We start from the raw sequence: 12,813 nt of genomic DNA on the forward strand, positions 1-12,813 counted from the left end.
GGGCATTCGCCAGGACGCCCGCTGCTCGAGGCCGGTTTCATGCGAGGCCGGACGGTCCGTCCGGCCCCGGCCCGCGCCGGCGGTTCAGCGCGACGCCTGCTGCACCATCCGGCACAGGGCGACGAGATCGCGGTCATAGGCATAGGCGTTCGCGACGACGTCGCCGCAGCGGCGGCGCATCTGCACGATCTCGGTGCCGCTCATTCCGTTGAAGGCGGCGGTGACGGCGGGGGTGGTTCCCGTGTTGCCGCCGGGATTTCCGCCATTGTTGCCGCCGGGTCCGGGCGCCGCGGCGGTGCCGCCGATGCTGAGCCCGAGGCCTGCATTGACGCCGTTGTTGCCGACACCGACGCCGAGTCCGGCATTGACGCCGGTGCCGACGCCAACCCCGGCGCCGGCGTTGACGCCGTCATTGCCGATCCCGGCGCCGAGCCCGGCGCTGACGCCGGTGCCGACGCCGACCCCGGCTCCCGCGCCGATGCCGTCATTGCCGACGCCGAGACCCGCGCCGACGCCGATATCGCCGATGCCGACGCCCACGCCGACGTCGATCGCCTGCGCCGGACCGGCGAGCATGAAGATGATGCCGCCGCCCGCAAGCGTTCTGCTCAGGATGGAAAGAATGTTCGTCATGATTTCTCCTCCAGGGCTGTTGCCGAAAGAGGTCGACTCAGGCCGACCGCAGAATTGTTACTTCCGACGAGGAGAAAAGTTTCAGAAACGATGCGATCCTGGTTGTGATGATCGTAAGAGAAGCAAGGAATATTTAGTAAAATTCGACGTTGAGGGCGGATCGGCAGGATCTCTTCTATGCGAAGGGCCGGCCTTCCTCGGTGCGCTGGAAATAGACGAGGTCGAGCGTCGGCGACGGCCTGCCCAGCGCGGTCAGCATCGCGTGCGCCTGCCCGCGATGGTGGGTCTGGTGGTTGAAGAAATGGGCGAGCGCCGGGGCGAGCCGCTGGCTGATCGTGCGCATGTCGGTGACGGTGAGATAGGTGAAGCGCCCGGTGAACGCCTTGTCGGGCAGGGCGTCGATCCATTCGACGATGCGCGCGTCCTCGGCCTCGCGCGCCACGCGCAGGGCCGGCAGGGCGGGGTGGAGGACCGTGTCGAGCGCGGCGGGGGCGGTGCCTTCGCCGGTGAAGCGCTTCATCCAGATGCGGTCGGCGACGAGGATGTGGTTCAGCGTGCCGATCAGCGAGCCGAAGAATACGCCCATGTCGCGCGCAAGCTCGTCGGCGGACAGCTCCGCCGCCGCGTCATAGACGGCGGCGTTGGCCCAGCGGTTATAGGCCGCGAACATCTGGAAATGCCGGCGCATGGGGTCGGTTCCTGTCTTTCGGCTGAGATGGGCCATGACTACACAAGCGGCGGGCGTTCGCCAATGGTGGCAGCCCCTTCACATATGCGGGCAGCGCCTGTATAGACCCGCCACCTTTCCCTTTCCGACAATGATGAGGACGAAGAATGGCTCTCGAGCGCACCTTTTCGATGATCAAGCCCGATGCGACCCGCCGCAACCTGACCGGCGCCATCACCGCGATGCTGGAGGATGCGGGCCTGCGCGTCGTCGCTTCGCGCCGCGTGTGGATGAGCCGCCGCGAGGCGGAAGGCTTCTACGCCGTCCACAAGGATCGTCCCTTCTTCGGCGAGCTGGTCGAGTTCATGTCCTCCGGCCCGACCGTGGTGCAGGTGCTCGAAGGCGAGAACGCCATCGCGAAGAACCGCGAAGTGATGGGCGCGACCAACCCGGCGCAGGCCGCCGACGGCACCATCCGCAAGGTTCACGCGCTGTCGATCGGCGAGAACTCGGTCCACGGCTCCGACGCGCCCGAGACGGCTGCGCAGGAGATCAGGTACTGGTTCTCCGACACCGAGATCGTCGGCTGAGCCGAGCCGCCCGCCAGCGGGCGGGACGATGATTGATTGCAGGGGCCGTGGCGCATGCCGCGGCCCTTTCTTCATGCGCTGGCGCGCTTTTCGCTCCAGCCGTGGCGGTTGCGCTCGACGAAGTCGACGAACGCGGCCGAGGGCAGGGCCGGGCTGTAGAGGTAGCCCTGGAAATAGTCGCAGCCGAAGGCGCGCAGGAAGGTTTCCTGCGCCACCTCCTCGACATGCTCGGCCACCGCCGTCAGCCGGAGCGTACGGGCGGTGCCGAGGATCGACTTGACGAGCTGCCGGTCGCTCTCGCTCTTGCCGATGTCGGCGACGAAGCCGCCGTCGATCTTCAGTTCGTCGAAGGGCAGGCGCTTGAGATAGGCGAGCGAGGAGTAGCCCGAGCCGAAATCGTCGAGCGACAGGCGCACGCCGAGCTTCTTCAGCGCCAGCATCCGCCGCGCGATGAGCCGCCGGTCCTTGGCCATCACGCTCTCGGTCATTTCGAGCGTCAGCAGCCGCGCGTCGACGCCGTGGCTCTCGATCAGCGCCGCGAGGTTGGCAACGAAGTCGTCGCAGGCCAGCGACTGGACGTTGATGTTGACGGCGAGCCGCAGATGCCGCGTGGCCGGGCTTGCGCGCCAGCGCGCGAGCTCGGCGACGCCCCGTGCGAGCACCCGGTTGCCGAACTCGCGGATGAGGCCGAACTGCTCGGTCAGCGGCACGAAGCGTTCCGGCATCAGCAGCCCGAGCCGGGGATGGTTCCAGCGGCACAGCGCCTCGGCGCCGGCGACGCGCCGGTTCTCGTCCATCTGCGGCTGGAAATGCAGCTCCAGCGCATCGTTGGCGAGCGCCTGCCTGAAATCGTCCAGCAGCCGGTAGCGCTCCGCTTCCGCGTTCATCGACTGGTGGTCGTAGAGCGCCATGCCGTTGCGACCGGCGCTCTTGACGCGGTACATGGCGATGTCGGCCTGCTTGAGGATCTCGTCGGCGCTGGCGTTTTCGCCGTCGAACACGACGATGCCGAGGCTGGCCGACGAGCGGTGACTGAACTCGCCGAGCGGAAAGTCCTCGCGCATCGCCGACAGCACCTTGTTGCCGGCGAGGATCGCCGCCTGGGTCGCGCCGGCCCGGTCCGGCCCGGCCTCGCCGAGGATGATGACGAACTCGTCGCCGCCGATGCGCGCCACCGTGTCGCGCGGGCCGACGCAGCCCTTCAGTCGTTCCGCCACCTGGGTCAGGAAGCAATCGCCGACATCGTGGCCGCGCGTGTCGTTCAGCGTCTTGAAGTTGTCGAGGTCGATGAAGAGCAGCGCCCCGCTGGTGTCGTGTTCGCGGCAGCGCGAGACCGCGCACGCCATGCGGTCCATGAACATGCGCCGGTTGGGCAGGCCGGTAAGCGGGTCGAAGAAGGCCAGCTTCTCGATCTCCGCCTCGCTCGCCTTGCGCGTCGTGATGTCGCTGATATAGCCGTGCCATATCACGCCGTCCTCGACCGCTTCCGGCTTGGCGCTGATCTGCAGCCACTTCGTCGTGCCGTCGCGCAGCGTGACGCGATATTCCTGGTCCCACGAGCGGGCCGAGGTTCCGGCGCGGACGTTCTCGAGGAAGGCCGGCCGGTCCTCGGGATGGACCATGGCGGTGATTTCCTGCGTGCTCGCCAGCGTCTCGTTCTCGCCGAGGCCGTAGAGCTCGCGGAAGCCGCTGCTCATGAACGGCACGGTGTAGGAGCCGTCCGCGCGGCGCACGAACTGGATCAGGCCGCCCGGCACCTGGCTCGACAGCTTGCGCAGGCGCTCCTCCGCCTCCAGCCGGTTCACCGTCTCGGTGATCTCGCGCACGGAGCCCTCGTAGAACAGCGGCCTGCCGGTCTTGCGCTCGCGCACCAGCCGCGCCGATTCCGTCACCCAGATGCGTTCGCGCGTCTTGTGGCGATAGACCTCGGAAACGAAGTCCGTGACGAAGCCGTGGTGGCGCAGGAGCGCGCGGAACTCGTCGCGGCGGGTCGGAACGACGTACCACTCCGTGGCGATGTCGTTGACCGAGGCCAGCATCTCGTCCTCGCTGTCGTAGCCGTTGAGCCGCACCAGCGCCTTGTTGGCGCTCAGCTGCCGGCCGTCCGGCGTCGAGCGATAGATGCCGTCGTAAAGGTTTTCGATCAGGCTGCGATGGTTTTCCTGCTCTTCCTCGCTGCGGCGATAGAGCATGCGGAAGTGAAAAGCCGCCGCCGACGCGGTCAGGGCAAGAACTCCGGCGCCCAGCAGCAAGATGCCGCCGGCTCCTCCCTCTGCCCAGGACGCGAAGACATGCAACATGAATGAACCCACCCGCCCGTTCTGTTGCGAAACGTAGCCGGTTAGCGTTGCAATTCCTCTAACGGCCGGGGCGCGCCGGCGCCGACCTCACGGGGTGATTAACGCGCGGTAAACGGCGTCCAGCGGCCTTGCGCTTCATCGTCGGCAGCCGTCGCCTCGACCCATTGTCCATGGCTTCCGTCGGCCCGATGCTCGCGCTTCCAGAACGGGGCGCGGGTCTTCAGGAAGTCCATCAGGAAGGATGCGGCATCGAACGCGGCGTGCCGGTGCGGCGAGGCGGCGGCGACGAGGACGATGTTGCCGCCGGCCGGGATCAGCCCGTAGCGGTGGATGACGGTAAGCCCCTGAAGCGGCCAGCGGGCGGCGGCCTCGTCGGCGATGCGCCTGATCTCGGCTTCCGCCATGCCGGGATAATGCTCGAGCTCGAGGGCGGCGAGCTGCCCCGCCTCGTCGCGGCACAGGCCCTGGAAGGTGACGACTGCGCCGATGTCGGCGCGCCCCCGCGTCAGGCGCGCGACTTCCGTGGCGGCGTCGAAATCCTCGCGCTGGATCGCGATGTGCGGCGTGCAGGGCACGGCCTCACCCTCCGGTCATCGGCGGGAAAAGGGCGATCTCGGTCGCGCCCGCGACCGGCTCGGAATGGTCGACATGCTCGTGGTCTATCGCCACGCGGATGGCCTCGGGATAGAGCAGCGCCTTTTCGTAGCCGTCGCCGCGCTCCTTCAGCCAGTCGAGCAGGTCTCGCACCGAAACCACGCCGGCGGGCAGGTCGAGGTCTTCCTCGTCGGTGCCGATCCGCTCCCGCACCCAGGCGAAATATTTGAGCTTCATCGGCTATTCCTCGATGATGTGCTTCAGCCCCGCGCGGAAATAGTCGTAGCCGGTATAGAGGGTGACGATGGCCGAGGCCCACAGCAGCGCCAGCCCGATCTCGGTCGTATAGGGCAGGATCTTGTCGCCGGCGGGGCCGGCGAGCAGGAAGCCGACGGCGACGAGCTGCATCGCGGTCTTCCATTTGGCGAGCTGGGTGACGGGCACCGACACCTTCAGCGCCGCAAGGTATTCGCGCAGGCCCGAGACGAGGATCTCGCGGCACAGGATGATGATCGCCGCCCACAGCGACCATTTGTCGATCGTCCGGTCGAAGGCGAGAAGAAGCAGCGCCGCCGAGACCAGAAGCTTGTCGGCGATCGGGTCGAGCATCTTGCCGATATTGGAGGTCTGCTTCCAGATGCGGGCGATGTAGCCGTCGAGATAGTCGGTGATGCTAGCGATGATGAAGATGGTGACAGCCGCCCAGCGCCACCAGTCGGTCGGCCGCACCCGGCCTTCGAGATAGAAGCACAACACGATCAGCGGCACGGCGAGGATGCGTGCGTAGGTCAGCATGTTGGGCAGGTTGAAGGCGCGCTTGGACATGATTTCCTGCTATCGTTCTCGTGCTAGTAACCAGATGGCCGCGCCGGAGGTCAACCTCGAAAGCCCCTTTGGCCGGCGAGGCGGGGCCGTGGCTCAGCCGTTTTCATGGAAATGGCCGTAAATCATCCGTGCGACCCGCTCGGAAACGCCGTCCACCCGCATCAGATCTTCCACGCCGGCGCGGCTGACGGCCTTGGCCGAGCCGAAATGGTGAAGGAGCGCGCGCTTGCGCGTCGGCCCGATTCCCGCGATCTCGTCGAGCGGGTTCTTGACCAGCTCCCGGCTGCGCCGTGCCCGGTGCGAGCCGATGGCGAAGCGGTGCGCCTCGTCGCGCAGGCGCTGGACGAAATAGAGCACGGGGTCGCGCACCGGCAGCATGAACGGCTCGCGCCCGGCGACGAAGAACCGCTCGCGGCCGGCGTCGCGGTCGACGCCCTTGGCAACGCCGATGGCGGCTATCTTGTCGGCGATGCCGAGCTCGTCGAGGATCGCCCGCACCGCCGACATCTGCCCCTGTCCGCCGTCGATGAGGATCAGGTCCGGCCAGGCCGGGAAGGCGTCGTCGATCACGATGTCGTCGTCGCCCTCGGCTTCGGGCCCCTCGGCTTCCGGCTCCGGCGCGGCGTGCTCCTTGACGAGCCGGGAGAAGCGGCGCTGCATCACCTCGCGCATCATGCCGAAATCGTCGCCGGGCGTGATCTCGGTCGAGCGGATGTTGAACTTGCGGTACTGGTTCTTCACGAACCCTTCCGGGCCGGCGACGATCATCGCGCCGACGGCGTTGGTGCCCATGATGTGCGAGTTGTCGTAGACCTCGACGCGGCGCGGCGGGCGGGCAAGGCCGAAGGTCCCGGCGAGCCCGGCGAGCAGGCGCGCCTGCGATGAGGTCTCGGCCAGCCTGCGCCCCAGCGCCTCGCGAGCGTTCTGCAAGGCATGGTCGACCAGCGTCTTCTTCTCGCCGCGCTGCGGCGTGGCCACCGTCACCCTGTAGCCGGCGCGCGTGCCGAGCGCCTCCTCGAGCAGCGCCCGCTCCTCGATCTCGTGCGACAGGAGCACGACGCGCGGGCAGGGCTTGTCGTCGTAGAACTGGGCGAGGAACGCGCCGAGCACCTCGGACGGCTCCAGCGAGGGGTCGGCCTTGGGGAAATAGGCGCGGTTGCCCCAGTTGAGCCGGGTGCGGAAGAAGAACACCTCGATACAGTTCTGCCCGCCTTCCTGATGGATGGCGAAGACGTCGGCCTCCTCCAGCGTCTGCGGATTGATGCCCTGATGGCCCTGGACGTGCGAGAGCGCGGCGAGGCGGTCGCGATAGATCGCCGCCCGCTCGAAATCGAGGTCGTCCGAGGCCCGGCGCATCGCCTCGGCGATGTCGTCTTGGATCTTCGCCGAACGGCCGGACAGGAACGCCTTGGCCTCGGCGACGAGCGCGGCATAGTCGAGAGGGCCGATCTCGCCGGTGCAGGGCGCCGAGCAGCGCTTGATCTGGTGGAGCAGGCACGGCCGCGTGCGGTTGGCGTAGAACGAATCCGTGCAGGAGCGCAGGAGGAACGCCCGCTGCATGGCGTTGATGGTGCGGTCGACCGCGCCGGCCGAGGCGAACGGGCCGAAATAGGTGCCCTTGCGCGTGCGCGCGCCGCGATGCTTGTAGATGCCGGGCGAGGGATGGTCGTCGGTGATGAGGATGTAGGGGAACGACTTGTCGTCGCGCATCAGGACGTTGAAGCGCGGCTTGAACCTCTTGATGAGGTTGGCCTCCAGCAGCAGCGCCTCGGTCTCTGTGCGGGTGACGACGAACTCCATCGCCGCCGTCTCGCGCACCATGCGGGCGATGCCCTTGGTGTGGAAGCGCCCCTGGCCGTAATTGCCGACGCGCTTCTTCAGGCTGCGCGCCTTGCCGACATAGAGCACGTCGCCGGCGAGGTTCATCATGCGGTAGACGCCCGGCCTGTTGGGCAGGCGCCTGGCCAGCTCCTGGATCACCTCGATCCCGACCTTTTCGCGGGTCTCGGCCTTCAGCCCTTCCCATTCCACCGCGGGCTCCGGGCGCGAGCCTTCCTCGCCGCCCGAATCGATCTCGCCGTCCTCGGGCAGCACGGCGTCGAGGTCGCCGGCCGCCTGCGCGTCGCGCATCGCCTTGTCGAGATCGCCGCCCTGAGGTCCGCCTCGTGGTCCGCCCTGCGTCATTCGGCGATTCCGTAGATGTCGGGCGTCTGCCAGGAAAGGTGCTGGCCGCCGTCGAGCGCGATCATCTGGCCGGTGACGGAGTGCGCCTGCCACAGATAGCGGATGGTCGCGCCGAACTCGCCGAGCTCCGGGCCGCGCTTAAGGAGAAGGCCGTCGACCTGCCGCGCGAAGTCGCGCGCCTGCTGGCGCTCGTTGGCCAGCGTCGGGCCGGGGCCGATGGCGTTCACGCGCAGGCGCGGCGCGTAGGTCTGGGCCATGGTGCGGGTCGCCGTCCACAGCGCGGATTTGGACAGGGTGTAGGAGAAGAATTTCGGCGTCAGCCGCCATACACGCTGGTCGATGATGTTGACGACGAGGCCGTCCTGTTCTCGCGGCAGCGCCGCGGCCATCTGCCGGGCGAGCAGCGCGGGCGCCTTCACGTGGAGGGCGAAGTGCCGATCCCACACCTGCCAGTCGAAATCGTCGGCCGCGTCGTCCTCGAACGCGGACGCGTTGTTGACGAGAAGCCGCACCGGGCCGAGCGCCCCGGCCGCCCGGGCGACGATTCCGGCGGCGGCGTCCATGTCGGTCAGGTCGGCCTCGACGAGGGCGGCGCGGCCGCCTTGCGTCTCGATGGCCGCGACCAGCCGCTCGGCTTCCTCGCGCGCGTCGTTATAATGGATCGCGACGGCGAAGCCGTTGGCCGCGAGGTCTTCCGCGATGGCCCTGCCGATGCGGCGCGCCCCGCCGGTGACGAGCGCAACGTGTTGTTCCCTGGCCATAGACCACCCCGTTTGCTGCCGGCTGTCGCGACGGTCCGCAGCGTGCGGAAGGCACGATTCGAAAAGCCGGCTTGCCCTGATATAGGCCCTGCGGCGCCCGCGACCAAGCCGCGCCGGCGGCTTGCCGGCGCCGGGCCTCGCCCGGGGTGTTGCCTATTCGCAACGTCAAGTTTCTGCCTCATTCCAGCCCGGGAATCACCCCTTTTCCGGTGCGGTTCGGCCGCATTCCGCCCGCACATAGGAACCCGATGACGTCACGACCGTTCACCTCCCATCGTGGCGGGGCGTCACTAAAGGGGGAAGCGAGTGACTGCTTCCTTGCGGCAAAGGAGTAACGAGAATGAACACCACCAAGAGATTCGCCCTTTCGGCTGCTGCCGTCATGGGTCTTTCCGCCCCGGCCTTCGCGGCCGACGTCGTCTACCAGGAGCCCCCGGCACCGGCGCCGATCATCGAATCCGCGCCCGTCAGCTCGTGGGCCGGCCCCTATGCCGGTGTCCACCTCGGCTACGGCTTCGGCGGCAGCGTCCATGACAAGACCGTCAACAACGACATCGACACGAGCGGCTGGCTCGGCGGCGTCTTCGGCGGCTTCAACATGCAGAACGGCCAGTTCGTGTATGGTGGCGAGGCTGACGTCAACTACAGCGGCGTCGACGGTTCCAACGCCGGCCAGGACGCCCGCACCCGTCTCGACGGCTCGCTGCGCGCCCGCGCCGGTGTCGCCGTCAACGACGACATCCTCGTCTACGGCACGGCCGGTGTGGCCGCCGAGCGCCTGCGCGTCAGCGTTCCCGGCGCCAGCGACACCAACATGATGCTCGGCTACACGGTCGGCGTCGGCACCGACGTCAAGCTCACTGAAGACGTCTTCGCCCGCGGCGAGTATCGCTACTCGGACTACGGCACCAAGACCTTCGACTTCGGTGGCGTGAGCGATCGTATCGACTCGAGCAACCATCGCGTCACCGTGGGTCTGGGTATCAAGTTCTGACCTGACGGCGACGTAAGTGAAAAGGCCCGGAGCGATCCGGGCCTTTTCTTTTGGGGGGAGGGTCAGCCCTGCGGCTTCAGCGCCGCGAACTGGGGGAAGCGTTCGTCGAATCTCTTGGCCCAGCGCTTCAGCTTTGGCCTGCCGCGCTCCCACTGGCCCTCGAAGCGCAGCGCGAGATAGCCGAGCAGGGCGGCGAGCGCGATCTGCCCGCCATCGGCCTTCTTGCCGAGCTTGGGCAGGTTGGCCTCGAGATGGTCGAGGCCGCGCGTCACCTTCTGCCATTGCCCGTCGAGCCACGGCTGATGGACCTTCTCGGCCGGCCGCGCCCGCCGCTCGTAGACATGGGCGAGCAGGCAGTCGCAGATGCCGTCGGCAAGCGCCTCCAGCCTTTCCGCCTGAAGGCGCTTTTCCGCCTTGCGCGGAAACAGCGCCCCGCCCGAGATGCGGTTGAGATGCTGGGTGATGACCCGGCTGTCGAAGATGCCTTCGCCCTCGTCGGTGACGAGCACCGGAATCTTGCCGAGCGGGTTGACCGCGACGAGCTCGGCCGGCTGGTCGGCGGTGTTGACGGTTCGCGCCTCGATGTCGAGGCCGCACCATGCGGCGGCCATGCGCACCTTGGCGCTGTAGGGGGAGGCGGGGGAATAGAGAATGACGGCCATGATGGATACCTCGGGTGGGCTGGAAGGCGATAGGCGTGTTCAGTCTGGGGCGGGCATCGCCGCCTGCGGCAGGCGGCAGGCGCGCGCGTCCACCCGGTGGCAGGAGCGGAATTCCATGTCCTTGGTCAGGCAGATGCGGACCTCGGCGAGGTGGCGGCCGTCGCACGACACCGCGATCCCGTCGGCCTTCATGCCGGGGTTGGCGGCGATGAACGCCTCCTCCACCGCATCGGGCGTGACCGAGGCGTCGCTGGCCGGATCCCGATAGGAGCGAGGGACGGAGACGCGCTCATGCGCCGCCCGCACCAGCCGGAAATAATCCTCCTGGCTGACGCCGGCGCAGGAGCCGTGCTTGCGCCACTGGTGGCCCATCAGACCGGCCGAGGGCATGATGTCGAGATATTGCCGGACGAGCGCGTTCGGCACCCGGTTCGGCCCGTCATGATCGCAGAATTCCGGCCAGCCGTCCTCGAATTGCGGCCACAGGCCATGGACGACGAAACCCAGCGCGCGGCCCTCGGCACACTGCTGGCGGTTGGCGTCGCCGCCCTCGATCTCGCAATAGCTCGGCGACCAGGTCAGCGAAAGGACGAAGAAATCGTAGCCCTCGCCCTTCGGCAGCGCGTTATTTCCCGAGGCGGACGGGGCACAGCCGCCGAGAAACGCGGCGAGCGCAAGCGGAACGACGATTCGGCGCATCACCAAAGGGCAGGGCGCAGCACCCGGCAACGGCCGTCATAGACGTTCCAGCGATCGAAGCCGGAGACGCAGAACTCGACATTGCTGCCGAGACCGGCGAAGCCCATCGGCCGCTCGATCACGTACCAGACGTCGCGGCTGCGCCCGTCGGTCATGTCGGCCTTGGCGTGGCAGTAGCGCCGGTCGATCGGCCGCTCGCCGGCGATCTTCGGCTGGTGGAGGCTTTCGCGGATTCGGTGGAAATCGGCGATCGCCACATTGGGCAGATTCGGCACGTGATGCACCTGATGGCGGAAGCGGCTGGTGATGCGGTTGAGCACCGCCTGATTGCCGCAGATGCCGGGCGTGTCGATGGCCACCGCGACCGGATCGGCGGCGCGCGCCGCCACCGTCCCGCCGGTTAGGGCAAGCGCCATGACGAGCAGCAGTCTGGCGAAGCGGACCATCATAGCACTCCCATGCGGGTGAATCGGACCCATAAAAACCGCGACACTGTGATGAAAGCGCGGCGAGCGGTCAAGCAGCCGCTTGCGGGTCTCATGGTCGCGTCAGCCATTTCAGGCCGGTTTTCGCCCCGTCTTCGCCCAGAGCGTCGCGCAGGACTGGCAGCAGCACGGCCATCTCCTCCTCCAGCACGAAAGGCGGGTTGACGACCGCGATGCCGCAGCCGTCGAGCCGCGGCTCGGACGAAGGCGCGCGGATGTCGAGCGATATGTCGAGGATCTTGGCGATGCCGGTTTCGCCGAGCCGGGCGCGGAACGCTTCCACCGCAGCCCGGTCCTTGACCGGATACCACAGCGCGTAGGTGCCGCCCGGCCAGCGCCGGTGGGCCTTGACGAGGCCGCCGACCAGCCGGTCGAACTCGCCTTCCTTCTCGAACGGCGGATCGACCAGCACCAGCCCGCGCTTTTCCTTGGGCGGCACATGCGCGCCGAGCGCCAGCCAGCCGTCGAGCGCCAGCACCCGCACCTGCCAGTCGCCGGCGAAATGCGCCTTCAGCGTCAGGCTGTCCTGCGGGTGCAGCTCGATGGCGGTCAGCCGGTCGTTCTCGCGCAGGAGATGGCGGGTGACGAGCGGCGAGCCGGGATAGAAGCGGATGCCGCCTTGGGGGTTAAACGCGCGCACGGCGTCGAGATAGGGCGCGAGGAGGGCGGCGGCCTCGGCGGGCAGGGCCGCCTCCATCAGCCGGCCGATGCCGCCGCGCCACTCGCCCGTGCGCTGGGCTTCCTCGCCCGAAAGGTCGTAGAGCCCGATCCCGGCATGGGTGTCGATGACGCGGAACGCGCCGGGCTTGCGCTTCAGATAATCGAGGATGCGCGCCAGCACCGTGTGCTTGACGACGTCGGCGAAGTTTCCGGCGTGGAAGGCGTGGCGGTAGTTCATCGCGATTCGCCGTCGCGCGGGGTCAGGAATTCGGTGAGCCTCGCGCCGCCGGGGCCGAGATCGGCCCACGCGCCGGCGAAGGCGAGGCGGGCAAGCCCGGCGGTCGGGAATTTTCGCCGCACCTTTTCCATCGCGTCCGGTGTGCTGTCGGGCGCGGCGAGGAGGGCGATGAGGTCCTCGAAACCGGGATTGTGGCCGACGACGAGAAGCGTCTCCGCCCCGGCGGGCGTCGAGCGGACGGCGTCGAGGATGCGCCCGGCCGGCGCCTCGTAGATCGAGCGGTCGAGCACGGCCGGCACGGTGCGCGGCAATTCTGCCTCGACCAGCACCCATGTCTGGCGGGTGCGCAGGGCGGCGGATACCAGCGCCCGGTCGGGCAGCCAGCTGCGCCGCGCCATCTCGCGTGCCATGCGCGGGGCGGCCTCGCGGCCCCGCTTCGCCAGCGGCCGGTCGAAATCGTCGAGCGCGGGGTCGTCCCAGCTCGATTTGGCGTGGCGCAGGAGAAGCAGCGTCCGGGTCAC

The 12,813-nt window shown here is 68.1% G+C and carries 15 protein-coding genes; 2 read left to right on the forward strand and 13 right to left on the reverse strand.

From position 1 onward, the window contains the following. Positions 1-84 precede the first annotated feature (84 nt). Together M9945_RS10020 and M9945_RS10025 are read right to left on the reverse strand one after the other, a co-directional pair. A complete protein-coding gene (locus tag M9945_RS10020) occupies positions 85-633 on the reverse strand; it encodes a hypothetical protein (protein ID WP_367929418.1) in 549 nt (182 codons plus the stop codon). Positions 634-808: 175 nt separating this feature from the next. Beyond that, positions 809-1,321, reverse strand: a complete 513-nt coding sequence (locus M9945_RS10025; RefSeq protein WP_367944386.1) for a DinB family protein — start codon at positions 1,319-1,321, stop codon at positions 809-811. Between the two features lie 146 nt (positions 1,322-1,467). On the opposite strand from M9945_RS10025, the gene ndk reads away from it, so the two are divergent. Next, positions 1,468-1,890, forward strand: a complete 423-nt coding sequence (ndk, locus tag M9945_RS10030; RefSeq protein ID WP_367944387.1) for a nucleoside-diphosphate kinase — start codon at positions 1,468-1,470, stop codon at positions 1,888-1,890. 71 nt (positions 1,891-1,961) lie between these two features. Here ndk and M9945_RS10035 read toward each other — a convergent pair whose 3' ends face one another. The 6 genes from M9945_RS10035 to M9945_RS10060 form a co-directional block, all read right to left on the reverse strand. Then, on the reverse strand, positions 1,962-4,142 hold the full coding sequence (locus tag M9945_RS10035) for a putative bifunctional diguanylate cyclase/phosphodiesterase (RefSeq protein ID WP_367944388.1): 2,181 nt from the start codon (positions 4,140-4,142) through the stop codon (positions 1,962-1,964). A 146-nt stretch (positions 4,143-4,288) separates the two neighbouring features. Beyond that, on the reverse strand, positions 4,289-4,765 hold the full coding sequence (locus M9945_RS10040) for a molybdenum cofactor biosynthesis protein MoaE (RefSeq protein WP_367944389.1): 477 nt from the start codon (positions 4,763-4,765) through the stop codon (positions 4,289-4,291). Positions 4,766-4,769: 4 nt separating this feature from the next. Further along, entirely contained in the window at positions 4,770-5,021 is a 252-nt protein-coding gene (gene moaD, locus M9945_RS10045) for a molybdopterin converting factor subunit 1 (RefSeq protein ID WP_367944390.1), read from the reverse strand. Between the two features lie 3 nt (positions 5,022-5,024). After that, positions 5,025-5,609 carry a CDP-diacylglycerol--glycerol-3-phosphate 3-phosphatidyltransferase gene (pgsA, locus tag M9945_RS10050; protein WP_367944391.1) on the reverse strand — a complete coding sequence of 195 codons (585 nt, stop codon included), beginning with the start codon at positions 5,607-5,609 and terminating at the stop codon, positions 5,025-5,027. Between the two features lie 93 nt (positions 5,610-5,702). Next, positions 5,703-7,793, reverse strand: a complete 2,091-nt coding sequence (gene uvrC, locus M9945_RS10055) for an excinuclease ABC subunit UvrC (protein WP_367944392.1) — start codon at positions 7,791-7,793, stop codon at positions 5,703-5,705. After that, a complete protein-coding gene (locus tag M9945_RS10060; RefSeq protein WP_367944393.1) occupies positions 7,790-8,554 on the reverse strand; it encodes an SDR family oxidoreductase in 765 nt (254 codons plus the stop codon). Before M9945_RS10060 ends, uvrC begins: the two co-directional genes overlap by 4 nt. A gap of 340 nt (positions 8,555-8,894) precedes the next feature. Between M9945_RS10060 and M9945_RS10065 the strand changes: the two genes are divergently transcribed. After that, on the forward strand, positions 8,895-9,548 hold the full coding sequence (locus M9945_RS10065) for an outer membrane protein (RefSeq protein WP_367929427.1): 654 nt from the start codon (positions 8,895-8,897) through the stop codon (positions 9,546-9,548). Positions 9,549-9,610: 62 nt separating this feature from the next. On the opposite strand, the gene M9945_RS10070 is transcribed toward M9945_RS10065, so the two are convergent. The 5 genes from M9945_RS10070 to M9945_RS10090 all read right to left on the reverse strand — a co-directional run bounded on the left by M9945_RS10070 (position 9,611) and on the right by M9945_RS10090 (position 12,813). Next, positions 9,611-10,210 (reverse strand): glutathione S-transferase, encoded by a 600-nt coding sequence (locus tag M9945_RS10070; protein ID WP_367944394.1) that lies wholly within the window; start codon positions 10,208-10,210, stop codon positions 9,611-9,613. Positions 10,211-10,249: 39 nt separating this feature from the next. After that, a complete protein-coding gene (locus M9945_RS10075) occupies positions 10,250-10,909 on the reverse strand; it encodes a ribonuclease (protein ID WP_367944395.1) in 660 nt (219 codons plus the stop codon). Continuing rightward, the gene (locus M9945_RS10080) at positions 10,909-11,355 is read right to left on the reverse strand and encodes a hypothetical protein (RefSeq protein ID WP_367944396.1); all 447 of its coding nucleotides are present in this window, start codon (positions 11,353-11,355) and stop codon (positions 10,909-10,911) included. Before M9945_RS10080 ends, M9945_RS10075 begins: the two co-directional genes overlap by 1 nt. A 91-nt stretch (positions 11,356-11,446) precedes the next feature. After that, positions 11,447-12,292, reverse strand: coding sequence for a 23S rRNA (adenine(2030)-N(6))-methyltransferase RlmJ (locus tag M9945_RS10085; RefSeq protein WP_367944397.1), 846 nt, complete (start codon positions 12,290-12,292; stop codon positions 11,447-11,449). Then, entirely contained in the window at positions 12,289-12,813 is a 525-nt protein-coding gene (locus tag M9945_RS10090) for a histidine phosphatase family protein (protein ID WP_367931066.1), read from the reverse strand. Before M9945_RS10090 ends, M9945_RS10085 begins: the two co-directional genes overlap by 4 nt.

Origin of the sequence: Aquamicrobium sp. (assembly GCF_023954335.1) — a bacterium.
Taxonomy (GTDB): domain Bacteria; phylum Pseudomonadota; class Alphaproteobacteria; order Rhizobiales; family Rhizobiaceae; genus Aerobium.